Origin of the sequence: Paenibacillus sp. 598K (assembly GCF_003851045.1) — a bacterium.
Lineage (GTDB): Bacteria > Bacillota > Bacilli > Paenibacillales > Paenibacillaceae > Paenibacillus_D.
On record NZ_BFBX01000059.1, the window covers coordinates 73,960 to 98,905 of the forward strand.

General features: G+C 53.0%; 22 protein-coding genes. 6 read left to right on the forward strand and 16 right to left on the reverse strand.

What is annotated here, in order from left to right; translation table 11 throughout:
• The coding region (locus PA598K_RS17675) for an AraC family transcriptional regulator (RefSeq protein ID WP_185602060.1) at positions 1–1,937 on the reverse strand (1,937 nt) is incomplete at its 3' end.
• Positions 1,938–2,152: 215 nt separating this feature from the next.
• Here PA598K_RS17675 and PA598K_RS17680 point away from each other — a divergent pair.
• The 4 genes from PA598K_RS17680 to PA598K_RS17695 all read left to right on the forward strand — a co-directional run bounded on the left by PA598K_RS17680 (position 2,153) and on the right by PA598K_RS17695 (position 5,437).
• On the forward strand, positions 2,153–3,094 hold the full coding sequence (locus tag PA598K_RS17680) for an ABC transporter permease (protein WP_128658237.1): 942 nt from the start codon (positions 2,153–2,155) through the stop codon (positions 3,092–3,094).
• 14 nt (positions 3,095–3,108) lie between these two features.
• Positions 3,109–3,984 (forward strand): carbohydrate ABC transporter permease, encoded by an 876-nt coding sequence (locus PA598K_RS17685; protein ID WP_128658238.1) that lies wholly within the window; start codon positions 3,109–3,111, stop codon positions 3,982–3,984.
• 91 nt (positions 3,985–4,075) lie between these two features.
• A complete protein-coding gene (locus tag PA598K_RS17690; RefSeq protein ID WP_128658239.1) occupies positions 4,076–4,717 on the forward strand; it encodes an Hsp33 family molecular chaperone HslO in 642 nt (213 codons plus the stop codon).
• Positions 4,718–4,726: 9 nt separating this feature from the next.
• Entirely contained in the window at positions 4,727–5,437 is a 711-nt protein-coding gene (locus PA598K_RS17695) for a MerR family transcriptional regulator (RefSeq protein WP_128658240.1), read from the forward strand.
• A gap of 2 nt (positions 5,438–5,439) precedes the next feature.
• Here the strand turns inward: PA598K_RS17695 and PA598K_RS17700 are convergent, their stop codons facing one another.
• Together PA598K_RS17700 and PA598K_RS17705 are read right to left on the reverse strand one after the other, a co-directional pair.
• Positions 5,440–6,066, reverse strand: a complete 627-nt coding sequence (locus tag PA598K_RS17700) for a CPBP family intramembrane glutamic endopeptidase (RefSeq protein ID WP_128658241.1) — start codon at positions 6,064–6,066, stop codon at positions 5,440–5,442.
• Between the two features lie 3 nt (positions 6,067–6,069).
• Positions 6,070–6,813 carry a MerR family transcriptional regulator gene (locus tag PA598K_RS17705; protein WP_185602061.1) on the reverse strand — a complete coding sequence of 248 codons (744 nt, stop codon included), beginning with the start codon at positions 6,811–6,813 and terminating at the stop codon, positions 6,070–6,072.
• A gap of 115 nt (positions 6,814–6,928) precedes the next feature.
• Here PA598K_RS17705 and PA598K_RS17710 point away from each other — a divergent pair, with 115 nt between their 5' ends.
• Positions 6,929–7,618, forward strand: coding sequence for a cyclase family protein (locus PA598K_RS17710; protein ID WP_128658243.1), 690 nt, complete (start codon positions 6,929–6,931; stop codon positions 7,616–7,618).
• A gap of 85 nt (positions 7,619–7,703) precedes the next feature.
• Here the strand turns inward: PA598K_RS17710 and PA598K_RS17715 are convergent, their stop codons facing one another.
• The 8 genes from PA598K_RS17715 to PA598K_RS17750 all read right to left on the reverse strand — a co-directional run bounded on the left by PA598K_RS17715 (position 7,704) and on the right by PA598K_RS17750 (position 19,350).
• Complete coding sequence (locus PA598K_RS17715; RefSeq protein ID WP_128658244.1) at positions 7,704–11,384, reverse strand: phosphodiester glycosidase family protein; 3,681 nt, start codon at positions 11,382–11,384, stop codon at positions 7,704–7,706.
• Between the two features lie 189 nt (positions 11,385–11,573).
• On the reverse strand, positions 11,574–12,335 hold the full coding sequence (locus PA598K_RS17720) for a GntR family transcriptional regulator (protein ID WP_128658245.1): 762 nt from the start codon (positions 12,333–12,335) through the stop codon (positions 11,574–11,576).
• Between the two features lie 110 nt (positions 12,336–12,445).
• Entirely contained in the window at positions 12,446–12,967 is a 522-nt protein-coding gene (locus PA598K_RS17725; RefSeq protein ID WP_128658246.1) for an MgtC/SapB family protein, read from the reverse strand.
• An 11-nt stretch (positions 12,968–12,978) separates the two neighbouring features.
• Positions 12,979–14,904 carry a CehA/McbA family metallohydrolase gene (locus PA598K_RS17730; RefSeq protein WP_128658247.1) on the reverse strand — a complete coding sequence of 642 codons (1,926 nt, stop codon included), beginning with the start codon at positions 14,902–14,904 and terminating at the stop codon, positions 12,979–12,981.
• A 28-nt stretch (positions 14,905–14,932) separates the two neighbouring features.
• Positions 14,933–15,829, reverse strand: a complete 897-nt coding sequence (locus PA598K_RS17735; RefSeq protein ID WP_128658248.1) for a carbohydrate ABC transporter permease — start codon at positions 15,827–15,829, stop codon at positions 14,933–14,935.
• Between the two features lie 16 nt (positions 15,830–15,845).
• Positions 15,846–16,781 carry an ABC transporter permease gene (locus tag PA598K_RS17740; protein WP_128658249.1) on the reverse strand — a complete coding sequence of 312 codons (936 nt, stop codon included), beginning with the start codon at positions 16,779–16,781 and terminating at the stop codon, positions 15,846–15,848.
• Positions 16,782–16,792: 11 nt separating this feature from the next.
• Complete coding sequence (locus tag PA598K_RS17745; RefSeq protein WP_260405472.1) at positions 16,793–18,427, reverse strand: extracellular solute-binding protein; 1,635 nt, start codon at positions 18,425–18,427, stop codon at positions 16,793–16,795.
• 152 nt (positions 18,428–18,579) lie between these two features.
• Positions 18,580–19,350, reverse strand: a complete 771-nt coding sequence (locus PA598K_RS17750; protein WP_128658251.1) for a GntR family transcriptional regulator — start codon at positions 19,348–19,350, stop codon at positions 18,580–18,582.
• 291 nt (positions 19,351–19,641) lie between these two features.
• On the opposite strand from PA598K_RS17750, the gene PA598K_RS36270 reads away from it, so the two are divergent.
• On the forward strand, positions 19,642–19,956 hold the full coding sequence (locus PA598K_RS36270; protein WP_185602062.1) for a hypothetical protein: 315 nt from the start codon (positions 19,642–19,644) through the stop codon (positions 19,954–19,956).
• 170 nt (positions 19,957–20,126) lie between these two features.
• Here PA598K_RS36270 and PA598K_RS17760 read toward each other — a convergent pair whose 3' ends face one another.
• The 5 genes from PA598K_RS17760 to PA598K_RS17775 form a co-directional block, all read right to left on the reverse strand.
• On the reverse strand, positions 20,127–21,608 hold the full coding sequence (locus tag PA598K_RS17760) for a nucleotidyltransferase family protein (RefSeq protein WP_128658252.1): 1,482 nt from the start codon (positions 21,606–21,608) through the stop codon (positions 20,127–20,129).
• 94 nt (positions 21,609–21,702) lie between these two features.
• Entirely contained in the window at positions 21,703–21,891 is a 189-nt protein-coding gene (locus tag PA598K_RS36275) for a hypothetical protein (RefSeq protein WP_185602063.1), read from the reverse strand.
• A 3-nt stretch (positions 21,892–21,894) separates the two neighbouring features.
• Positions 21,895–23,712, reverse strand: a complete 1,818-nt coding sequence (locus PA598K_RS17765; protein ID WP_128658253.1) for an asparagine synthase-related protein — start codon at positions 23,710–23,712, stop codon at positions 21,895–21,897.
• 11 nt (positions 23,713–23,723) lie between these two features.
• Positions 23,724–24,683 (reverse strand): hypothetical protein, encoded by a 960-nt coding sequence (locus PA598K_RS17770; RefSeq protein ID WP_128658254.1) that lies wholly within the window; start codon positions 24,681–24,683, stop codon positions 23,724–23,726.
• Complete coding sequence (locus PA598K_RS17775; protein WP_128658255.1) at positions 24,680–24,946, reverse strand: PqqD family protein; 267 nt, start codon at positions 24,944–24,946, stop codon at positions 24,680–24,682. The genes PA598K_RS17770 and PA598K_RS17775 overlap by 4 nt, the downstream gene beginning before the upstream one ends.

The window sequence follows — 24,946 nt, forward strand, 5'->3', positions numbered from 1 at the left end:
TTGTGCTGGCTCGCCGCCTCCTCCAGCCGCTCCGCGAGCTGGCCAGCGATCTGCTTCAGCTCCTCGCCGATCTCCTGGAGCGTCTCATACGCCGGCAGCCGCTGGAACAAGCCCGAGATCAGATCCGTCCCGTCGCTCGAGGAGTCGGTATGGAACTGCTTGTACAACGACAGCGCCAACTGGTTGAGGAAGAAGAGCGCCTGCTGGTATTCGCATCTGCTCATCTCCTTCAGGAAAGCCTCCACCTCGGCTGCCGCCTTCGACCGGCTGCTGCTTCGGATCGCCTCGACCAGCTTCTTCTCCGTCTTGATCGGATAGCTGCGCTCCAGAGTCTCCTGCGCCTCCTCGCGAGCGCGCTCATATTCGAAGATCCGTCCTTTGCCCTCGAAGAAACGCCGCTGATGGCACTCCTTGGCATACCGGTAAGAATCCCGGATCTGGGCGAGCGTATGGACGACTGGACCGATGCCGATCGACAGCTCCATATGGAAGTAGCTGCTCACCTTGCTCTGCAGCTCCTGCAGCTGTGCCACCAGCTGTGGCGGGCATTGCTCCTCCCCCGTCCTCACGAGCATGCCGAGCTCTCCCTCCTCGATGATGATCAGCTTGCATTCCATATACATACCGACGAGTTCCTCGGCGATATTGCCGACGGCGAAGTGCTTGAGCGACTGCATCTTGCTCGCGTTGGCGCGCCGGAAGGCGTCGAGCGAGTCGATCTTGATCATCACGGCGAGCAGCGGCACGCCCTCCCACGCCTGCAGCAGCCTGGACTCGGCGCCGGCCTGCGAGCCTTTGAAGTAATGGAGCAGCTCGACCCGGCTGGCTGCCGCATGCGTCGATTCCATCGCGCTGAGCTGGCCGGTCATCGCCGCGAACTTTGTGTCGAGCAGCGCCATTTCGTTGACGGAGCGTTGCTTCTCTACCGTCATCTGGCCGACGAACTTGTCCAGCAGCTTGCGGATCGGATGATACGTATGGTTGGTGAGCCAGATCGAGATCAGCAGGCTGATGACGAACATCGCCACGGCGATTCCGAGCGTGGACCAGCGCAGCTCGTTCATGTTGAAGAGCAGATTGTCGTACTTGCTCACATTGACGAACACCCAGTCCATATCCTGCGACTTGGCGTAGCTGACGAGATTTTTCCGGCCATCGATCTGCATCGTAAAGTTGCCTGTCGGCGCTTCGGCGGCGAGGATGCGCGAGGCATACGGTTCATTGGCCACATTGGTCATGAACAGATGGGGGTCCGAATGGGTGACGACCAGCCCCTCCTCGTTCATGACAAACAGCGAGTCGGAGCTATAGTTTTTGTACCCGCCGATCATCCGCTGCACGTAGCTCTCGTTGATATCGATGACGATGACGCTGCCGCCCGTCGGCAGCTGGGTATAGTAGCTGGGCAGCAGCAGGAAGGTCAGCACGTTCGTCGACCGGTTGCCCGCTGTTGGCAGACTGACCGTTCGGGGGATGAAGTTGAAGTACGCATTGCGCCGCGATTCCAATCGGGACAGATGCGCCTCCTCCTGCTCGAATGAGACACCGCTCGTATTGATGTATTGCGCCGACTGCGGATTATAGATGCCGATCATCTGGATGAAGGGATAGTTGGCCTGGACCGAGCGCAGCTCGTTCACCGCATGGAACTCCTTGATCCGATCCCGTTCGCGGTCGACCATGACGGCCATAATCTCCTTGCTGTTGAGCAACTGGTTGCCGAGATTGTACACCTGGTCCTTGATTACCTTGGAGACGAAGCTGTTCTGCTGCAGCATCGCTTCGGAGATGTTGCCGACCTCCTTGGCCGTGCTCCACGAGAACAGCGCGAACAACCCGCCGCATACGACCGCGATGATGATCGCCGTCAACAGCAGGAAGTTCAGGATCATGCTGCGATAGACCGAGTAACGAATCAGCCGGTGTCTTAACTTCATCTGGATCGCTCCCCTGTCCTGAATGTTCCTACATTATAGCCGATCCATCCTTCCATTTCGAAGTCCAGTGTCCAAATTTGAACGCATTGTATCAAAAGTGAAGCCCGAAAACTGTCCATTTCTGAACCTTGCCCACTATTCAAAGTTTACGAGCCCCGGACACGATCCGTAGACTTAGGAGCAACACAAAAACATGAGGTAAGGATGTGACGCCGGTGAGCCAATCCGCCAAGTCCGCAAAAAAGCATTCCTTCGTATCGGAACTGCGCAGAAATTATGTCGCTTATCTTTTGGTGCTGCCTGCGGCCTTGTACACGTTTGTATTCGGCTATCTGACGATGCCCTACATGGTCATCGCCTTCCAGCGCTTCAGCTTTCGCACCGGCATTTTCAATTCGCCCTGGGTCGGGCTCGACAATTTCAAATTTTTCTTCGCCTCGCCACGGGCGTGGCAGATTACGTGGACGACTATCAAGCTGAACTTCCTGTTCATCGTCGTCGGCACGATCTGCGCGCTGGTGCTGGCGATTCTGTTCAACGAGCTGCGCAGCCGTCTGTTCTCCAAAGTGACGCAATCGACGATTCTTTTCCCCCACTTCCTCTCCTGGGTCGTGGTGAGCTACATCGTCTACAGCATTTTCTCCACCGACTTTGGCATCGCCAACCGGCTGATGGCACTCTTCGAGCTGGACGGGATCAACTGGTACGCCTCGCCGGAGTACTGGACCGCCATCCTCGTCGGCGCCAATGTGTGGAAGGATATCGGCATCTCGCTCGTCATCTATCTGGCAGCGATCACCGGCATCGACGGCAGCTACTATGAGGCAGGCCGGATCGACGGCGCCAGCCGCTGGCAGCTGATCCGTCACATTACGCTGCCGCTGCTCATGCCGACCGTCTCGATCCTCTCGCTGCTGGCGCTCGGCAAGATTATGTACGGCAGCTTCGACATGATCTACGCCATCGTCAAGGACAACGGCCTGCTCTATCCGACGACGGATGTCATCGATACGTATGTGTTTCGCTCGCTGCGCAACATCGGCAATCCCGCGCAGGCGATGGCGATCGGCTTGTATCAGGCAGTCGTCGGCTTCATCCTCGTATTCGGCAGCAACCTGCTGGTGCGCAAGATCAATCCGGACAATGCGTTGTTCTAAGGAGGTGAGGCCAGATGACGGCCAATCGTTTATTTAACGGCTTCAATTATGTATTCATCACGCTCGTATCGCTGGTCTGCACCTTGCCGATGCTGCTCATCCTGATGGTGTCGATGACGGATGAGAAGATGATCCAACTGCACGGGTATCAGCTCATCCCGAAGCAATTTTCATTCGACGCCTACAACCTGCTGCTGTTCGGCAACACGCCGCTCTACCAGAGCTATATGATCTCGATCATCGTCACGCTGACAGGGACGGCGGTCGCCGTCCTCATCACCGGACTGGCCGGGTATACGCTCTCTAGCAATCATCTGAAGTATCGCAACCATCTGGCGGTGTTTTTCTTCATTACGATGGTGTTCAACACCGGACTCGTGCCGTGGTACATGATCAGCACCGGGCTGGGGCTGCGCAACACGCTGCTGGCGCTGATCGTGCCTTCGCTGCTGTTCAACCCGTTCAACCTGTTCCTCGTGCGCAACTATATGAAGCAGATCCCGTATTCGCTGACCGAGGCGGCGCGGATCGACGGGGCCAACGACGCGTATATCGCCTTCCGCATCTTCTTCCCGCTCAGTCTGCCGGTGCTGGCGACGATCACGCTATTCTACGGCATCGCCTACTGGAACAACTGGTTCAACGCGATCATGCTCGTCGACCGGGAGTCGCTCTACCCGCTCCAATACTTGCTGTTCCGACTGAACTCGGAGATCAGCATGATCCAGTCGATGCAGGCGACGATGGACCTCGGCGTCAACGCCGTGCTGCCCAGCGAGTCCGTGAAGATGGCGACGGCGATCCTGACGATCGGCCCGATCGTGCTGTTCTACCCGTTTTTGCAGAAGTATTTTATCAAGGGCTTGTTGATTGGATCGGTGAAGGAGTAGGCGAATCATGGCCAAGGCTGTGCAGCCTTTCAAGAAAAGACTTGCGTATCACGTTACGTGATACGCTACACTTTTTTTGAGGTGATGAAGGATGAATAACATCCTTAAGCTGCTTTCCACGAACAAAGACTACCGAATCGTCATAGCCGACACCGCTCAGGTTGCCCGGCTACAATTGCTGTCCTTCAAGGGCAGAGACGACATTCGTACGTTGCTGGAGCAGATCGTTACAAACTGTACGTTGTTAGCCGCGATGAACGATATCAGCCAAAAAATAAGTTTTACGTTTCGTTTATCGCAGGGCGTCTCGATTTTTTGCTCGATTACGAATGCCCGGTTTAACCTGGAGTACACCACGGACACTCTGCATGAGTTTGCCGGGTCTGTCGCCGAGTTGTTCCATCCTCCATCCGTCCTGTCGATCACGACGGGCGACTGGACGACAGGCTTGCACACCGGAACGGTCGAAGCGCGCATCGATGACATCGGCATGCTGCTTTCACATTTCACTGTCCAGAGCGAGCAGTTGCCCGGTCATTTCATCATGGGGGCGCAGCTTGCGACCAGGGGCCTGCTCATGCAGCCCTTGCCCTTTGCGGATGATAAGGCTATGGCCGACAGCGCTGCCGAGCTCGTATATTTGTCCAGAGCGCTGGAGACGACGAAGTGGGATGAAGCGCCTGACCTCTATCGTCATCTGGCCAACGTTGTATCGGAAAGCAAAATGGATTAGAGTGTAGTCATGGAACATCATATGAAAACCAAAGCGTTTGCCGAGCTGACCGGGGTTAGCGTGCGAACACTGCAATATTACGATGAGATCGATCTGCTGAAGCCAGCGCTCGTCAACGAACAGGGGCACCGGTTTTACGACGCCGGTTCGTTCTCGCAGATGTTCGTCATCCTGTCGTTGAAAAATATGGGGATGAGTCTGGCTGACATCCACCAGTATGTCAACCAACGCGACTTTAATATTCAAGTGTTCATCGAGGCGGAAAAGCGGCGGGCTGAAGCGGAGTTGGTTCATTTACAGCTACGTTTGCTGCGCTTGTCGAGGCTTCAGGAGCAGCTGTCGGACAAGCAGGAGATCATGCCTACGCTGCTGCCGCTCTTCTCCCAGCTCGCCAATGACACGGCGCTCACGCCTGCGCAAATGGAGAACCTGACCAAACCTAGCGACCGACAACTTGGCTTCAATCTGGTCGAGTGGCGCGAATTCATCGAAAATCTCACCTTCTGCTGGGAGCACAAGCTGACGATCCGGGATAAGAAGGCGATGGCTTGTGTTCGTTACTGGAAGGAGCGCGTGCTTGATGCCCATCACATCCACGAGGATCAGGTGACGTTAGCCGAGCACTATTATCGCGATCATCCCGACCAGGCTTTTGGCATGACGGCGGAAACGTATGCTTATTTAATGAAGCTGATGCGGGATGACGAGGATGCGAAGTGACGTTATAGCGGATGTTGGACGGTAGCTGTATTTCTCATGAAGTATATCCCTATCCCCAGATTATAGATCGCATGGGCAATCATCGAGGGGATCAACGACCCCGTCAAATAGAACAGCAAAGCAAAGATCAGTCCATTAATGCACACTAAACCGTAGGCTAAATAGACCCCTTTGTATTGCGGAATATGAATGATCCAAAATAACAACGTACTTATGCCGATCACAATTCCATCCACGACTGGGTTATAACCAATAAACAGGCCAATTAATACTCCCCGAAAGAAAAACTCTTCCACAATTCCACCCCCCAGCGCACTGGCGGCAATGCCGCTGGGGGTTCTCATCAGCTGAAGTATCATCTCCGTACCTTCCGACTGAGGAAGCTGTGTGTTTGTTTTTACGATCAGACCAACAGAGACAAGCACGACAATCGTACCGACGATTAACCCTAGCAAGGAAGCATGAAGAAAAGACAGCTCGTGGGCAACAAACAACGAACCGATATAGGGGATAATTTCACCCCACCGAAATATGGCAATGAGCGCTACGCCCAAAACTAAAAACGGCATTAAGCCTAACAAAATTTGAAGCAATAATTTATGATGCTGCCGAGCGTTTAATTCACTCATATCTTAGTCCCCCTTTACTTCGTTCTTGTGGTTGGTATAAAACACATGCATCGCTTCCTCGAAAAATTCCACCATATCCACGGGCAACAAAGCTTTAAATAGGTCCGATTGTTTTTTCAAGTTCATCTCTGAATGAAAAAGCTCGTTTATAGATGCCGGAATTATGGCTAGCAGTTCTTTTAATTCTTGTTGCACCTCTTGACTATCCGGGTGTAGTCCACTGTGAATGGCATCTTGAAAAAATGACAGTAACCTGCTGTTTAATCGATCGAATGCGATTTGTTGCTGTTTGGTTTTGGGCATGATTTTTTCGACCGTGTTTGAAGAGAGATATTGTTTTAAAATCGTTTTCTGATCTTCTTCTAGACGAATCGTATTCATGAGCAGCATCAGATCTTCGTTGTTTAAATCGCCCGTTTCATGGATGACAATCTTGATACGATCCATCATTGCCAAGGAGGCATTGATTTTATTTCTCTTCTCGAGCAGCACGGCCTCTTGCATCGCCAGCATATCTTTAAAAGAATACGCGCGCTCTCCAAGCATTTCTTTAATCTCGTTTAAAGGCCAGCCCATACTCTTGAGCAACTGTATGTTATAAAATTTCTTCAGTTCATCCCTGGTATAAATTTTTTGATTGGAATCGTTTTTCTTCCCAGGAACAAGAAGCCCGATTTTCTCATAATATCTTAGTGTCCGTATCGTCGTATGGACCGCGCTGGCGAATCTCCCCACCGTAAGCTCCACATCATCACCCCCGAATATAGTCGGTTTAAAGACACATTAGCAACGTGTTTTTATTATAGACTGTGACGTAACGTCCTGCTCAATACCTAATCGGAACAAGAGGAGGCATCGAACGATGAAGCGACTGGTACTGTCTTATCCGCTTGGAGAGCGCACCCCAACCTACCTGGACAATCCACCCGTAGAGATCGAGCAGCAATCCAGCATAGCCAATGGCGATCCGTACAATCAATTCATCATCACGTCGATTAATCACGCGGGTACGCATATTGACGGGCCCTGGCACTTTAACCCCGAAGGGAAAAAGCTGACCGACATTCCGCTCGATGAGTTCGTCTTTACCCGTGTCACCGTGCTCGATATCCCCAAATCTGACGGCGAGCTGATTACAAAGGAGGATCTGGAGCCGTTCGCCCCTCAGATCGCCGGCTCCGAGCTGCTGCTGATCCGAACGGGGTTCGGGGAGCTTCGCGCCTCGGACCCGGTTCGCTACGGCAATCATGGTCCCGGCTTTTCTGCTTCGGCCGGGCAGTTTTTGATGGTGTTTGATGCGTTGCGGGCCGTCGGCTTTGACTTTATCTCGGCCACTTCGCCGCAGCATATGGAGGAGGGCATTCGGTTTCATCAGATCATGACCGGGAAAGGTCGAGGGGATGGTCGCTATCAATTCATCATCGAGGACATGAAGCTCGATCAGGACCTGTCCGGAGCGGACATCGTCTACGCGATCCCGCTCTATATCGATGGGGTCGATAGCAGCTTCGCTACCGTGTTCGCCGAGAGACGACAGGGTCGCCCGGGTTGAGACAATACGGAAGAGACGACAGGCTTTTGGACAGCACACAAAAACGCCGGCCCGAGGGCCGGCGCAAAACGGCTTATTTGCTTATTTACGCTGGTGGTTGGTCAACAACAATGAACAGCGACGAGAAGACGCGGCGGGCCACCCCCGGCGTGTTGACGCCGTCTACCCGATTAATCGGCGTATTCTTCACCTCGTACGCACCGGTTGCGCCATTGCGCGTCACCGCCGTCGACGAACCCCCGCCATCCATATTAATTGCCTCTACTGCGCCAAGCTCTTTCATATACAGACCCAGCTCCTCGATGTAAAAGCCGACCGAGCCGTTAGCTCCCCGTCCGTCAATAATGACGAAGAAAACGGTGCCGTCGTCCCGGATGCCTGCGGCGGTACGCGGGTGGCGGTCTTTGTGGCGATAATAGGTCTCGTAATCGAAGTCTGGGTGCGTCTCATCCGAGATGACCAGACCATTGAAGTCCTGGGCAACGCCATTCTGGACGATCCAGTATTGACCTCCCGAGGCCTGGAACAAGTTATCCTTCTCACTCTCCCAGTCGTCACTGTAGTTGCCGATCACCGGCGTGCCATCGTCTCGAATGCCGAAGAACCCATGGAACGGATAGTTCTTGCCATCGACTCCCGGCACCCGCACACCGTTGATGATGTCCGAGCCATCCTTGATCATGTAGCCCTCCGGCCCCTGCTCGGTGTAGAACTCGCCGTTCACACCTGCGATGACCTCGCGTCCCGGCAGGATCGTCGTCTCCATCTGCTCCGGCACTGTGCCTCGTATCGAGTCGGAGCCGTTCTCATCTACGATCCGGATGTAGTTGCCGTTCTCGTCGGTTGGCGGGACTTGATTATTTTTGACGCCGACCATAATCTTGTTCTGCGGCAGCGTCAGATCGGCATCGATGATGTTGGCCTTCTGTACATGCCCCTCGCTGTCGATAAAGTCCATCTGCCGGTGCGAGACGCCCGCCGAGAGGGTCTGACTCTCGTCGCGGAACACGCGATAGAGGATCGGGTGCGATTCCTGTTCCGGCAGGGAAGCAAAAGCCTGCAGCACGGGACGCTGCGTCTGCGGCTCCATCTGCCAGATGCGGTCGAAATCCCAGGCGAGCGTGCCTTCATACGTCGTTTGCAGTGTAAGCGCCTCGTCCGTGACGGACTGGCCCTGACGGTTGGTTGCGCTGCCTCCGGTAGCCTGCTGTCCCTGAACGAGAGCATTCTCCGAAGCCCGGTTGCCCTCGAACGCCGGCGTGCCGTTGACACGTCCCGCTACTCGGGCGATATTGCTCCCGCCCCCATTGTCGATCGAACCGGCGAGCAGCGCGTTGCGACGGATGGTCGCGCCTGTGTAGGCATAGGCGGTCAGACCGCCTGTGTTGTTCAGCTCCGAATACACATCCGGCTCGGCATAGGAGCTCTCCAGCAGCGAGCCGCTCTCGGCGACGGCCACCAAGGCAGCGGCTTCGCCGCGACCCTTGACGATCAAGTCGGCGTAGCTGTTCAACACGCGTCCGTAATTGTGTACCGCAATGCCCGCACTGCGGTAGCTGCCCGTGACAACGCCGGTCACGAAGCTCTCGCGGATCGTGCCGCGATTGACCGTGGCGAACCCTGCGGCCCAATGCGAGGTCGCCCCGCTGCTGCCTACGATTGCCGTCTCCACCAGTCCAAGACGCTCGATCTGACCGGTCAGCTCCATGATCAATGCCGAGGCGGAACGGTCGGCGCTGGCAATCGTCAGGAGCCCTGTCACCGTATGTCCGTTGCCGTCCAATGTACCGCTGAAGTGCGGGATCGGCTCGAAAGCCTCCGTCATCGTCAGATCCGAGACCAGTCGATAGTCCCCTGCCGGGTTGCTGCGCAGCAGCTCCAGATCCGCTACCGTGGCGATGGGGAGCGGGGCGAGCTCCGGCGTGCTCCGCAGCTGCGGACGCGCCAGCCCCGCGCTCCAGGTCCATACCGCATAGAGATCCCAGCCCAGCTCCTGCTCATAGAGGGCGGGCTGCTGCAGCGCGCTCGCACTAACGGTCAATCCTTGCGGATCGGTCAGGCCTCCGCCGCTGACCGTATTGCCCTGGACCAGCGCTTGCTGCGAAGCTAGATTGTTCTGCAGGGTCGGGGTACCGTTCATCCGTCCGACCACCCGGCCGATGTTGCTGCCACCGCCATTGTCGATCGCTCCGCCAAGCACGGCATTGTCGCGGATCACCGCTCCCGCATACGCATAACCCGTCAACCCGCCTGTGTTATTCTGTATCGACTGGACATCCGGCACGACATACGAGCCGCTCAGCAGCGAGCCCGGCTCAGACACGGCAACCACCCCGCCTGCCTCCACCTCTGCGCGGACCTGCACGTCTGCATACACGTCTCGGATGGTACCGTAATTGGTAACCGCCAGTCCGGCACTGCGATACCCGCCAGTCACCTCGCCAGTGACGAAGCTCTCGCGGATCACACCATGGTTGGCAGCGACCAACCCTCCGGCCCAGTAGGTCGAGTCAGCGCTCAGCCCGGCGATGTCCACATCGACAACGCCGAGTCGCTCGATGACTCCCTCCTGCTCGACGATCAGCGCCGCACGGGGCTGAGCGGTTGTCGCGGTGACGGTCAAGCCGCTGATGCGGTGACCATCGCCATCCAGCGTGCCACTGAACACGGGAATGGGTGTAAAAGCTCCCGTCAGGTCAATATCTGCTGTCAGCACATAATCGCCAGCCGGATTGGTCCGGAGCAGCTCCAGCTGTGCTGCTGTAGCAATCGGAGTCGGTGCAGCCTCTTGCACTCCCCGCAGCTGCGGCCGTGCCAGCGCGGCGCTCCATTGCCAAGCTGTGGCGAAGCTCCAGCCCAGGCTGTTCACATATACCTCTGGACTCGCTAGCTCAACGGCTGTCGTGGTCAGACCTTGCGGATCCGCTAGCCCCCCGCCGCTCACCGCGCTTCCCTGCACCAGTGTCTGCTGCGAGGCCCGATTATTCTGGAGCGTCGGCGTCCCGTTGACTCGGCCTACGATGCGGCCAATGTTGCTGCCGCCGTCGTTATCCACGGTGCCGGCAAGCACCGCGTTGTCGCGGATAATGGCGCCGCTATACGCGTAGGCGGCGATACCGCCCGTATTGCTCTCCTGCGAATACACGTCCGGCAGCACATAGGACTGCTCCAGCAGCGAGCCCGGCTCGGCTACTGCGACCAGACCGCCACTCTCTACCCGCGCGCTCACTTCCACATCGGCGTAGACATGGCGAATCACGCCGTAGTTGGTAACAGCGACGCCCGCGCTGCGGTAACCGCCCGTCACCGTGCCGGTGACGTAGCTCTCGCGAATCTCGCCCCGGTTGGTCGCCACGATGCCTCCAGCCCAGTAGGTGGAGTCCGTCGACAGGCCGGTAATCGCTACCGACTCGAAGGCGATCCGCTCGATGCGGCCGTGGTTGACGACGATAAATGCCGCCTTGGGCTGAGCAGCCGTCGCAGTAACGGACAAGCCGCTGATGCTGTGACCGTCGCCATCCAGCGTGCCTGTGAACTCGGGAATCGGTGTGAACGAGCCGTTCAACACAATATCCCCGGTCAGCCGGAAGTCTCCGTCCGGCTGCGCGCGGATCAGCTCCAGATCGGCAGCGCTCTGGATTGCCGTGGCCCCGGACACGGGGGCGGCATACACCGACTGCGACGGATGAGGCGCAACGCCAAGGACCAGGGACACAACAAGAGCAAGGGAGAGCGTAAGCTGAAGCCAACGTTTGGTAAGATTCAAGATAAAGCCTCCTTTTGTCAGAATATTCAGACTTATTAAGTCGTTATCCTTATCCCGTTCGGCATCCCCTCCCTTCCGGCAGCGGTTTCTCCCAAACGCTCGGCCTGGTCGAATCAGGGCGGGCGCTTGACACGCCCGCCGCCGAATCGACTGCCTTGCGGCTTCTATTCCCAAGCAGCCCTTGTCCCCTTACTTCGAATCGTAAGCGGCGCTGTCGTACGGCTTCTTGCGCAGCCGCTGCTTGTATTTGTACTTATACGTCTCGCTGCGCACGTAGCTCTCGCAATACTCGATGCAACGTCCCTGTGCAGCTGTCACTCGACGCAGATAGAGCACAGCCGCTTTCTTTTTCAACTTGAGCAGGGCGGCGATTTCGTCGGAGCAATTGACTGCCTCGACCTCCACCTCTGCCTCTTCGGCCATCAGACCCGAGCAGCGGTAGATGGTGAAGTACAAGCCCTCCTGCTCCACCTGCGCTTCTGTCGCCTCCATCATCAGCGCGCTTGGCGTGTAGGCTCGCTCCCAGGCAAACAGCTCGCCTCCAATGGAGCGCAGCCGGGTAATCTCGCACACCTCGTCCGAGCCGCTCAGCCCAAAGACTGCCTGCACATGCCCGGGCGCGATAACTCGGCGAAAGCTCAGCATTTGAAAATGGGAGTCCAGCCCTTCCTTCTCAATCTCCTGGGAGAGGCTGTACGAGCTCGTCAACTCATGCTCGAACTTCGGCAGCGCTACGAATGTCCCTTTGCCCTGCTTGCGCGTCAAATAGCCCTCCTGCACCAGCGTCTTCAACACTTCGCGGACCGTAATGCGGCTGACGCCATATTCTGCGCACAGCTCCCGCTCACTGGGAATTTGGGTTCCCGGTGTCCAGACCCGGCCCTCGATCTTCTCCAAAAGCTTGCCGCGCAGCTGAAACTGCAGCGTCACCGGCAAGGTATCGTCCAGCACGTCGTCTCCTCCTTCAAAAGCGTGAGCCCTAGCGATGGCTCGCGCTTCTATCAACTGGTCATAACGTTATAATATAGCCAGTTGAATGTCAATCGCTTGAAGGAAACCCGTTATTTCCTCGCATCCAATTCCGCGCGGCGCGTATGCAGCGCGACATGCTTGCGGTACCGTCGTTTTTCGATCCGGTTGGCGACCCGGGCCAGCGTCATGCACAGCGCAACTGCAAAGAGCACAATACCGTAAAAGCCGGCCCCGATGCCAATGCCGATGCCTCCTACGAACAGGATCATCGCGGCCGACGTCAGCCCCTTGACCTGCAACCCGTCCTTGAGGATTACGCCCGCTCCCAGGAAGCCAAGCCCGGTCACGATCTGGGCGGCAAGCCGCATCGGGTCCATCATCGTATGCTCGTACACGCCGCTCAGCTTGCCGACGCTGTAGATCGAGATGACCGTGATGAGCGCGCTGGCTACACAGACGAACATATACGTCTTCAGACCCGCCGGCTTGCTCTTGGCCTCCCGGTCCCAGCCGATGACGAAGCCGCACAATGCGCTCAGCGTGATCCGCAGATAGACCTCGCCGTACTGCATGAGATGCGAGAGGGCCAGCTCACCGATCCAATCCATCATGCCTCAGCTCCTTAATCTTCGAACCATACCGGCGCAGTCGCTGCAAATTCGCCATCCTCCTGATAGAGCTTGACGAAGCAGTAGCGGTCAGGCCAGCTCAGGGTCAGCCGGCAGTGCAGTTCATCGTTGTCGTGGTCTGCAGCATGCAATACCTGGCCTTGCTCGCCGATCAGCTCCATGCGAACGATACGATGACCGGTCGGCAAGCTGTAGAGCGCATGGATCTCGATATCGGCCGTCTCCGTACGCGGGATTCTTGATCCCATAATCGCGCCATTGACCCTGAACCACACGCTGAGATGCAGCGCCGAGGTGAAGTACGCCCGCTGATGACGAACCGCATCATAGAAGTCGGCGGTTGTCAGGCGATCGACCAATATGCCCGTCCGCAGCGTATTCTGCGTTCCCCACTGCCCGTGATGATTGTCCTGGCTGCCGACAGGAGCTACATGCCAGCCCTTATCGAGCGCCGTCACATAGTAGTACAGGCCGCCGAGCTCCTTGGATTCGATCGGATTGATCTCGATCATATGCATCACTTCATCGAGCTCCGGATCATACGGGTCGAACCCGTCCAGGTGACGGTTGCCGCAGGACCACGGATGGTTCCACTGTTGAATCGAATCTGGATATTGCTTGATTGTATGATAATAATGAGCGATGTCATTATATTTGATTTCATAAGCATTAATGAAGCAATCCATATTGTACGTGTTCATGTGGCCAAACTGGTTGTACCATGTCGTCTCGGCGCCATAGAGCGCCAGGAAAGCATTCTCCTCGGTCTTGCGCGCTGTTGTCCGCTGGATATCCACCCATTTGCGGCTGCGGTCCCAATCCAGATCGTGATCATATAGATTGCTGTGCTCGGTAATCGCCAGAAAGTCCAGTCCCGCCGTATAGCGGGCATAATCGTAGGCCTCATCGGGCGTACCGATACCATCCGAGAGACCGGTGTGACTGTGCAGGTTGCCAAAATAAATCCGGTACTCGCCAGCTGGCTCCGGCAAGGCCTCCGCCCGCGGCTGGGGCTGGGGCAGCGCCGTTCCCTTGGCAAACGCCAGCCAGTGGATGAGCAGCTCCTGTCCCGGCGCGACATCGCGCAACACAAGATAGATATCCCGCACGCCGCTTAGCCGCTCCGGCTCTGCAGCGGTCAGCTGGCCTGCCAGATTGGACCAGCGCTTCCATTGCTTGAACAGGATCAGCTCGCCCACGCACTCCCCGTCCAGGCGATCCAGCCGGACCTCCAGCGTCACCTGCCTGGATTTGTCCAGATCGGCGAAGCCGAACATCCCGCGCAGCTGATCCACGCCGATATCCGACAGATCGACCTCGCGGTAGAGCAGCCAGCTTCCTGTTGTACCGCCGCGCAGGGCAGCATAGGTCGTGCCCGGCTCCACATCATCGGCTTCGAAGCGTTCAAAGCCGGACGCTTCGTCGTAATCGGCAGCAGCGAACTTGCGCGGCGCGCGGCGGTCAATGACCGGCTGACGATCGGATGACTGCCGCCCGTAGGCTTCCAGGTCATAGATTCTCACCGTCTCGCCGGACGAGCAATAGGTCAAGGTCACCCGCACATAACGCGCTTCCAGTCCGACTACATGGGTCAGCCCGTCAGGAGCCGGCGCTGCCGTCTCGAGGTGCTCTGCTGCCAGACGCCAGTTCAGATCATCGTCGCTCACTTCGATGAAGTACCGGGTATAGCTCTCCATCTCGTCCGGCGCCTCGGTCCGGATGAAGATTCTCTCGATGTGGTACAACTCTCCAAGATCTACCTTCCACCATTTGTAGTAGGGGGCTCCGGCCCAGCATGTGTCCGGTTGTCCGTCTACAGCCAGACGCGCCTCATGGCCCGCCACTGTGTCCTCTGCCCACGACCGCTTGCCGCGGCTGAGCAGCTTCGCCTGTTCCGCTTCATGTCGTATGCCTTCCATCAGCACTCTCCCGTTCTCCTAAGTTTGATTACCCTTTGACTGCTCCGATCATGACGCCTTTGACAAAATGCTTCTGCACGAGCGGATAGACCAGCAGCATCGGCAGACTGGAAACTACAATAATCGCGTATCGCATGCTTTCGACGAGCAGCAGCTGCTCGACGATACTCTCGCCGCTGCCGCCAGCCATGGCCCCCATATCCTCCTGAATGAGCAGACTTCGTATGACCATCTGCAGCGGCTGCCGCCAGGAATCGTTCAGATAGATGAGCGCCGTAAAATACGAATTCCAGTGCGCCACGCCGTAATACATCGCCATGACAGCGAGAATCGGCTTGGAGAGCGGCAGGATGATCGTCACCAGCGTCCGCACATTGCTGCAGCCGTCCATGAACGCGGCTTCCTGCAGCTCATACGGGATGGAGGTCTGAAAGTAGGTCCGCATAATAATCAGATTCCAGACGCTTACCGCCGCAGGGATAACCATCACCCACAGGTTGTTGTACAGACCCAGCATATTTTTATAGACCAGGTAGGTCGGAATCAGCCCGCCATTGAACAGCAGAGTGAAGGTAAAAATCAGCGTCAGCACATACCGTCCCCGAAAGTCCTGACGAGAGAGCGCGTATGCTCCCATCGTCGTCATGATCAGGTTAATGGACGTTCCGACCACCAGATAGATGATCGAATTGCGGTAGCCCGTCAGAATATCCGGGTTCTGCAGCACGCGCTCATAGGCGCTGAACGTAATCTCCTTGGGCCATAGCCACAGCTCCCCCCGCGCGATCGCCAGCGGATCGCTGATGGAGGCGCTGACAATGTACAGCAACGGGTACAAGGTGCCGAGCATAACCACGCTCAGGATCGTATAGATGACGGCATCATAGATGCGGTCGCCGACACTTGTTGCTTTTGTATGTTCCATTAGTTAGCTTCCCCCATCACCACAGACTCGTGCCGCTGATCCGCTTGGCTGCGGCGTTGACGATGATGATCAGCACGAAGTTGATCACCGAGTTGAACAAGCCCACGGCTGCCGAGAAGCTGAATTGCGAGCCCAGCAAGCCGACCTCGTACACATAGGTAGAGATAACCGTCGATGCCGAACGGTTCAGGTCATTTTGCATCAGATAAATCTTCTCGAAGCCGATATCCATCATCGAGCCGAACTGGAAGATCAGCATGATGATCGCCGTCGGGATCAGGCACGGAATCGCAATATGGATCAGTCGCTGCAGCTTGGTCGCGCCGTCGATCATCGCCGCCTCGTACAATGACTTGTCGATGCCGGCCAGCACCGCGATATACAGGACGGAGGCGAAGCCCATGTTCTGCCAGATATCCGAGAACACATAGATGGACTTGAACATGCCCGGCTCAGTCATAAAATAGACCGGAGCGCCGCCGAACAGACGGATCACATTGTTGAACAGTCCCGTAGATGGCGACAGAAAGGCCATCAGCATCCCGACCAGCACGACTGTCGACAGAAAATGAGGCATAAACGTGATGGACTGCACACTTTTCTTGAACCACTTGCTCTGTACCTCGTTCACCAGCAGGGCGAATAAGATCGGGATCGGAAAAGCAACGGCAATCTGGTAGAGACTGATGCCAATCGTGTTCTTGATCAATGTCCAGAACTGATAGTTATTAAAAAAACGGACAAAGTGCTTGAAGCCGACCCAGTCGCTGCCCCAAATGCCCTTGGCTGCGGAGAAATCCTTGAAGGCGATCTGGATGCCGTACATCGGCAAATATTTAATAAGAAGAAAGTAGAGAACAACCGGCAGAATGAGCAGATAGAGATCCCAGTTTTTGCGGACTGAGCGGGGCAGCAGCGTGCGCTGCCGACCCGTCGCCTGGCTTGATGTCATATCAACACTCCTTATTCCTGGTAGCGCGCGTAACCCGCCTCATAGATTTCCTTCAGCCGGTCCAGTCCCATACGCTCCAACTGCGTCACATAATTACTGAACTCTGCCAGAGAGGACTTGCCTTGGACGAACTCGGCTGTGCGCTGAGTGACCAGCGCGTTAATATCGGTCTCCAGCGCCACCTTCTCGTCGGCCTCCTCGGTGGTGAAGCTAAACGGCGCCCACAGCTCGTCAGGCAGGTAAGGGGCCAGATTGTCGGCAGCCGCCTTCGCCGAAGGCTGCGTCTCGCCGCCCTTGAAGTAATCTTCCATAATCAGGGTCGGAATGGAGCCGCCGGCATAAGGGACGTACTGCGAGACCACCTGGTCGAAGGAAGAGCCCTCGGGAATGTTCTCTACTATCTCCGGCAGGAAATCATACCCGCCATCCGCATTCTGAGCGTATGTCTCGCCCTCGATCCCCAGATAGAGCATGCGGATGCCTTCATCGCTATAGAAATAATCGATCCAGCGCATCGCAGCTTCCGGGTGCGGGTTGGACTTGCTGATCATGAAAGCTCCACGTGCGCCCAGGTGGCCGCGTGCGCTCGTATACAGCTGGTCGCCATGCGGTCCGGTAAGGGCCGTCTCCAGACCGACGAAGCTGTCGGCATTGGAGTTGGCGCGGCCGACAACGTTGCCGAACGAGAAGCTGCCGATCCGGTTCTGCTCATTTTTGGCCAATACATCGGTACCGGTGGTGGTGAAGACCTCCTGGTCGATCAGCTTCTCGGTGTACAGCTTGTTCACGAAGGTGAGCAGCTCCAGGTAGCGTTCGCTGGCGGGGAAGAAGCGCAGCTCAGCGGAGTCCGGGTCGATATCCCAGTTGTTGTTGCCGATCCCCTTGTTGCCCAGACCGTAAGCTCCGCGCAGGACGAGCAGGAGCTCATCCAGCGAATCGGCGGCCATCGGAATCTCATCCTGCTCGCCGTTGCCGTTCGGATCGCCATCGCGGAAGGCCACCAGCACCTCGTAGAGCTCGTCAATCGTCGTCGGCATCTGCTGGCCTGTACTCTCCAGCCAATCCTGATTCAAGAACAGCTTGCGCGTAATCTCGATACTCGGCGAATCGGTCAGATTCGGCAACGCATAGATGCTGCCATCGGCAGTTGCCACGCCCTTGCGCACATCTTCATATTTCTCCATGATGGCCTTGAAGTTGGGCGCATATTGGTCAATCAGATCATTGAGACGCAGGAACGACCCCTCGACGCCATATTTGTCTACATCATTGTCCGGCATTCGGGTACGGTAGAAAATATCAGGCAACTGGTCGCTGGCAAGCGCTAGATTGCGCTTCTCGGTAATGTCGGCCGCCGTGTAGGCCTCCCAGTCGATGCGGATGCCCGTCATCTCCTCATACTTCTGCCAGATCAGGATGTCGTTCCAGTCCGTCGGCTGCACCGGGCTCAACTGGACCATCGCACGCAGGGTAATCGGCTCGTTAACAATCGGGAACCCCGTCGCGTTGACGGCTTCGACATTCTGACTGTTGCTCCCGTTGCCTTGAGGCGACGAGGTCTCGGACGAACCCGGGGAGTCGTTGTTGCCGCTGCAGGCGGCCAGGATCGTGCCGGACAACAGGACGAACGCTAGAGTCGAACTCACTTTTCTCAAAACAATACCCTCCTTGAATGATTAAGCCTTAGTATATGGAAACCATAACTCGCTTGCAGGGCGAGCTGCGGTTATGCCAGCGGGCCGTGCCTGGCCCCCTACTGATGGCCGTGTGCGGCGATTGTTATGCGCATGTGCGGAGGCTAGATACCGTCCAGTTGCAGAGCATCCCGCTCCCGGAACGCTTTCTTGCGTAGCACCTGCTTGTATTTGTAGCGATATTTATCACTGCGCACATAACTCTCGCAATACTCCACGCTGCGTCCTTGGGCGTTGGTAATGCGCGTCAGATGGAGCACGGCCGTCTGCTTCCTGATGCCTAGCTGGGGAGCAATCTCGGCAGGGCAATTGACCGCCTCCGTCTCCACATCCGCCGTCTCGGCAATCAGCCCGGAGATCCGGTACATCGTCGGGTATAACCCCTCCCGTTGGAGCGCTTCCACGTCGCTGCCTTCCAGCAGCTCGCATGGCGTGTAGGACCTCTCCCAGGCAAAACGTTCGTCGCCAATATAGCGAAGACGTATAATCATGCAGACCGGGTCTCCGGCCGCGAGGCCGAACACCTCCTGCACCGCATCCGGAGCTGTCACATGCCGGAAGTCCAGCACTTCAAAGCGGGACTCCAGTCCCTCGCGCTCCAGCTCCTGCGAGAGGCTGTAGGAGCTCGTCAGCTCATGCTCGAATTTCGGCAGGGCCACATACGTCCCGCTCCCCTGTCTTCGCACAAGCACACCTTCCTGGACCAGTGCCCGCAGCACCTCCCGCACGGTCATCCGGCTCACCCCGTACGCTTCGCACAACTCGCGTTCACTGGCAATCTGCGAGCCAGGCGGCCAATATTTTTGCTCAATTTTGTCCATCAGCCTGCTCCGCAGCTGGTACTGCAGCGTCACAGGCAACGTCTCATCCAACACTTCAGCGCCTCCAAACCGTTCATTGGTACGTCGTACAAATGGTGTAGGTATTTGTCGAATGGATATAACCATTTCTCGTTTAACTGGTTATAACATTATATCAAAATAACAAGCTTGTCAATTGGTTTTACAAAAGAAATACAAACTGCATAGCAGGTAAGTTGACATGACTCGTTAAGCTATTGTAAATTGAGCCGACACACACACACACATCAGGACGGTACCGCTAAACAGGTCAAGGAGCCGACTGACGGTTTGCTGGATCTGGTATAACTGGTCGAGGATGTAGCAGTGGCAGACCAAAAAAAAGAGCCCCTCGCCCATGCGCGAACGATCGAGCTCAATGGTGGTATGGTCAAACCCGAAGAAGTCCACCGGAAGCCCGAGGAACCGCTTGATGAACAAGTCGCATATGATCTTTTCTTCTGTTTGGTTCGGCCGGGCAGTTTTGGATGGTATTTGATGCGTTGCGGGCCGTTGGCTTTGACTTATCTCGGCCACTTCGCCGCAGCATATGGAGGAGGGCATTCGGTTTCATCAGATCTTGACTGGGAAAGGTCGAGGGGATGGTCGCTATCAATTCATCATCGAGGATATGAAGCTTGAATCAGGACCTGTCCGGAGCGGACATCGTCTACGCGATCCCGCTCTATATCGATGACGTCCTCAGCAGCTTTGCGACCATATTCGCCAAGAGACGATAGGGTCGCCATGGCTGATAGACAAGTCAGAAGTTCAACATCCATACACTAAGAGAAAATAAAATCCGCTGACATTCAATCGTTAAGGCTGATTTTCATCGGAACGCAGGTGGATAGTGGGCCCGTCCCCCACCTCACTACACTGAAAATAAAGCTTAATTTCAAGTTCCCGTACACATCAAGGTAACAAAGTGGGATTTCAATTTTGAGCGTATAGTCCCCTTGCATCAACTCCCAAGAATATCCTTCATAAGTCTCTTCGGTTGTTATCGAATTGTCTTCGATAACAAAGCAACATCTATGTTCTTCAGTAAATAGTTCTACAACATCAGCTGTTTGACTGGGGATCAACTCTTGGAGTTTGACGACTAGGACAAGACAATTGTCCGATAAAGTCACAACTAATGATTCAAGTTGAGTTATCCCATGAGAATTGTACTTGTGAAGATCAAAAAGCTGAGTACCAAGTTTGTCTTGACTTAAAATAATCGGTTTGGTCTCCAGTGCGTCGATAAACTCACTTAATCCAAAATAAACAAGCTCCTCTGGTAACCTTGGGAGGTACATTGCCCCTGACCATTGCAAAATTTTCGGAAATAAAAGTTGCGCTCTGTCGGGTGATGGGCAAAGCGCATCCAGAAAATCGCGCTCACCAAAAAGTTTTTCCAACAAACAAGCTGTAAATAATACTGAAGTTTCATAGCAATTTTCTTTTACGAATAATTCAAGTTCAAATGATTGATGACGAATAAGATCAAGCACATCCAACAACTCAGCCAACTTTATCTGTGATGCAAAACTGAATTGGGACTTTACATAGTTTCGAAAAATATGTGTGCAAAGAATAAGTACTTGATCATTGATAGATGGCACTAAAATTCCATGGAGAAAAGAGCTCGGTTGAGCATTCGTAACGAGATCTTCATAACGAATCATTGTTTCTTCAACCGCCGCATTTTCAAAGTAGAGCTGTTTGTTATTTTTCTCCGTTTTCACCGCTTTTTTAATAGCACCCTTAGAGTAGTGTATGACAGGTATATAATTATGTATTTCTATGGTGACATCATTTTTATACATGATACAATGTTCATGGCTACTGACGGTATCTTCTCTTATGTAACCGAGTTCAGTTAGAATAGCAGATAAAAATTCTGGATCTGAATAGATCATATCAATGTCTACACTGAATCTAATATTACTCACATCATTAGTTAATGAAAAAATCGATAACCCTTTTATGATAATAGGGAGCGCAGCTATTTTTTGATTGATAAATTCGTTTGCAATTTCAGATATCGCAAGTTGATGCTTGTCTGCGAACGCATTAATTTTTACTTTTTCATGCATAAGACTTGCGATCACTAATTTTTGATCAAAGCGCTTAAAAGAATTCATTTTTAGTAGCTCGGGAATAGAAATTCTACCTTGCAACTTATGCTTCTTCAATATGGCTAGAAACTCCGAATCGCATGTTTTGATCCCATTACTTGCATGCATTTTTTGCAAAGTATGATCTAGTATACCAGCCAGCCAATAATTAGTATCCCGCTTATTCATCGTTCCTCCTCCAGCCTATGAGATAGATAACTTCAATTATTATGGGATTGATGGAAGTTGATATTGAACAGGCAATAACAAGCCTTATGACAGACTAGCTTTTATAAGTAACATTGGTTATTAAGCCGTTCGGATCAACTTGGTAGCTCTCAGTACTTTTGTTTCCAGATCCTTTAGTCAACGTCATGAAATCTCCAATGATTGAAACCGCAGGTTTAATGTACACCGTGACATCACCTCCTCCCTTCCCTCCATCAATCCCATAATAATAGTAGATTTTCATATCTTATTTTCCCGTTTCCCTGAGCATTAGCCAGACATCAAGTTCTAATAACTTAAGGAAGTGGACGACTTTATCCATACTGCCAAAACATAGACTATCCATATGTTTTCGATATTCTTTTTGATTGAATATACCCATGCGCACCAGCTCAGAATGCAAAACAATCTCATTTAGTTTTTTTTGTTGTTTTCTAAAACTTTTGAATAGATCTGTACTATGATCTGATTTATGTCTGCCTAAGATTTCATGATGGAAGTATTTAGAAAGTGCTTTTTTCAGAATGACTTTAGTGTTGTGAAATTTTCGCCTTTTGTATTGAATAGGTAATGAAAAACAAAACTCTACTAGCGGCAAACTGAGAAATGGATTTCTAGTGTCCATGTGATGGAATCCGTCTATCGGCATCCATTGCTCCCCCATCACAATCCCTTCAAACTCATCCTGCCGCGAGAGAGGATACTTGAGTGGGACAATGCTTTTCTTCGCCCGCTCCTTCATGTCCCATTTCTCTGAAAAGCTAGGATTAATAAGCGAGCGATCTAAAAATGAGGTTACGTCATAATGTGTATCACGCCGAAAAAATGGACGTATCAGATTAGGCCATAACGAATAAAGAAAACCAGCTTCTCTTATTTCATTTATTAATGTCAAAAATTTATTTTCCTGCAGTAATCCTAAAAGGTAAAACCGATTTCCGTTTATTACCTGATCTCCACCCATACCGGTGATGACAACCTTATTGTTCTCAAGATAGAAATGTTCTAGATCAAGGGAACCTAAGACAACGGCACTAGGTTCATATACAGAGATCTTCCTCCCATAATCGAATCCGCTTAAAAAAGGACTCTCATTATGTGCTTGGAAAACACGCAGCGGATAGTTGGTTTGTTCAGCGACAATTCGGGCAAAGTTTACTTCTGATCCGTCGTTGATATGATCCGTATGATAGTACAAGAATGCCGTTTTCATTTTTTCTTTGGCAATAATATCACTGCCAATGTAGGCGATTGCAGAAGAGTCCATGCCTCCTGAAAGATGCAGCACAATCTCTGGTGTGCTTTGTTGCAAGCAGTTTTTAACAGAGTCATAAAACAAGTGAAAAAATTGTTCTTCCGCCTCTCTTTCTTTCAGTTTACCGATATGCTTGTGAAACAAAGGTTCTTTTAAGAACATGCTCGCAAAGCCGTTCGCACCGATTCTCACACACTCCCCCGGAAGCACATTAAATATATTTTTATAAGGGGTTAATCGTCTTCTGTTATTAATAGGGTTCGTAATATAATCGGCTATATACTCTTCAGAAATTGCAGTAGATCCCTCCTCAAATTGAATCATTTGAGCTAAACACGAACCCCATCCATAAACGCCTAAGCTACGATTACAGTAAAAAACGAGCTTTTTATTTCCAAATTCGGATCGAAAGAGGATAACCGATTTTGAATTGCTCTCGTATACCGATACGCAATAGTCACCATGTATTTTTTTGAAAGCAGCCTCATATCCATAAGCATGAATAAAAGAAGCAACTAACTCTGCCGGCACACTTCTATTCCATGCGCTGTTATCGTCTGATATACTATCGATTCTCCCTACAAAAGCAACTGAAAGGTTGTTACGAGCATAAATGGAGGTCTCATACCCTCTGTAATCGAGAGTGGCTGTTGCCATTTTCACTTCCGTATTAAGATGAACTGATAATGTCGTTTGATGAACGTTTTCGCCGCGCGTCTGCCCCTTCCTAATCATATCCTTTAATAGCTCATCTCCCTGGCGATTGAAATCGTTGTCAGAATGATAAACATATCCACATAAAAAGGCCACCTCTACACCACCTAAACTTTAATACTTCTATGACTAAAGCTCTTAATCGTTTCTATAAGTGTTCCCATTTCAACGAAATTCCGTTTATAGCGTAAACAGTATACAGGGATGCTCTTAATGATCTTTACATAAGAAGGGAACAAGTATTGTTGCAATAAATCAGGCATGGTCCAAATTGAATGTGTGTGTTCCAGCAGCAAAGGTAATAGCGATGAACCTGTGATTTGCGTTACTTCCGTCGCTTGCTGATTTTCTGTTTCTTCAAATGGATTAAGCAATAATAGAGCATTTATTTCCTGCGGACTTGTCACTCTCTGTTCGCCCCGCACAGGAACATGGTATTTATCCATGTCAGGAAGTATTGGAGTGAATTTTTGATAGTCCATCCCTAATTGATCAATTGACGATTTCCAAAGCTTTGAGTTCAAAGAAACCGAAGGGATAACGCTCATTTTAGCCTCTTGACTACAAATAGGAGAGACGTCATCACACAAGAAACCAGCTCCGTTTCGCAACAAATTCCAAGTCAGCGTTGATTTACCTACACCCGAGTCTGCAATTATCGCATATGTACATCCATTTAATTGCACACATGACGCATGGATGGGGACATATCCTCTGAAAATCAGCAGCACAGATAATGCCACCCCTGAAACGCTTAGAGCAGCTTCTTGGTAATCACTAGGATCGGCGTCTACCCATATTTCCTTGCCGTTTTCATGAATGAAAATTTTAATACGCGGCCCCGGACAATATAGCAAGCCTCCATCCACACTATAGCTTCTAAGTAATCCGCCATATTTTCTCGAAGCATAGGCGATACTGCCGAACTCGTTGGTAGAACCCCTGGCAGCTCTAATCGTTATTTCCTTCGGTCCATCCCAAGTTCGGCTTGAGTCGCATGGCAGTTCAATTTCGCTTTCGATTTTCAAGTGATAGAGATTATAGCGAAACATTTGGGTTCCCTTCATGATTTATTGCCCACTTCAAGAATTCCAATTTCCACCAACTCATTTAGGTAGGAATTAACATCCTCGGTTATGACTTGGATCGTTTGTCCGCTTGTCTCAGCGATCCTCTGGATCAAAGGTTCAATGGACTCATTATCCGCCAAAAGTCGCCAAATTTCGCAAGCCGTCTCATTCAATCCGTAATAAATTCCTGTCGACATGTCTAACAACATCATCTCGTTTTCTAGATCGGCAAGCATAACATTTCCTGATATTTTATACAT

Coding starts and splice junctions, on each gene's coding strand:
- PA598K_RS17685 (WP_128658238.1), top strand. CDS start 3,109: ATGACGGCCAATCGTTTATTTAACGGCTTCAATTATGTATTCATCACG.
- PA598K_RS17690 (WP_128658239.1), top strand. CDS start 4,076: ATGAATAACATCCTTAAGCTGCTTTCCACGAACAAAGACTACCGAATC.
- PA598K_RS17695 (WP_128658240.1), top strand. CDS start 4,727: ATGGAACATCATATGAAAACCAAAGCGTTTGCCGAGCTGACCGGGGTT.
- PA598K_RS17700 (WP_128658241.1), bottom strand. CDS start 6,066: ATGAGTGAATTAAACGCTCGGCAGCATCATAAATTATTGCTTCAAATT.
- PA598K_RS17710 (WP_128658243.1), top strand. CDS start 6,929: ATGAAGCGACTGGTACTGTCTTATCCGCTTGGAGAGCGCACCCCAACC.
- PA598K_RS17725 (WP_128658246.1), bottom strand. CDS start 12,967: ATGATGGATTGGATCGGTGAGCTGGCCCTCTCGCATCTCATGCAGTAC.
- PA598K_RS17730 (WP_128658247.1), bottom strand. CDS start 14,904: ATGGAAGGCATACGACATGAAGCGGAACAGGCGAAGCTGCTCAGCCGC.
- PA598K_RS17735 (WP_128658248.1), bottom strand. CDS start 15,829: ATGGAACATACAAAAGCAACAAGTGTCGGCGACCGCATCTATGATGCC.
- PA598K_RS17740 (WP_128658249.1), bottom strand. CDS start 16,781: ATGACATCAAGCCAGGCGACGGGTCGGCAGCGCACGCTGCTGCCCCGC.
- PA598K_RS17760 (WP_128658252.1), bottom strand. CDS start 21,608: ATGAATAAGCGGGATACTAATTATTGGCTGGCTGGTATACTAGATCAT.
- PA598K_RS36275 (WP_185602063.1), bottom strand. CDS start 21,891: ATGAAAATCTACTATTATTATGGGATTGATGGAGGGAAGGGAGGAGGT.
- PA598K_RS17770 (WP_128658254.1), bottom strand. CDS start 24,683: ATGAAGGGAACCCAAATGTTTCGCTATAATCTCTATCACTTGAAAATC.
- PA598K_RS17775 (WP_128658255.1), bottom strand. CDS start 24,946: ATGTATAAAATATCAGGAAATGTTATGCTTGCCGATCTAGAAAACGAG.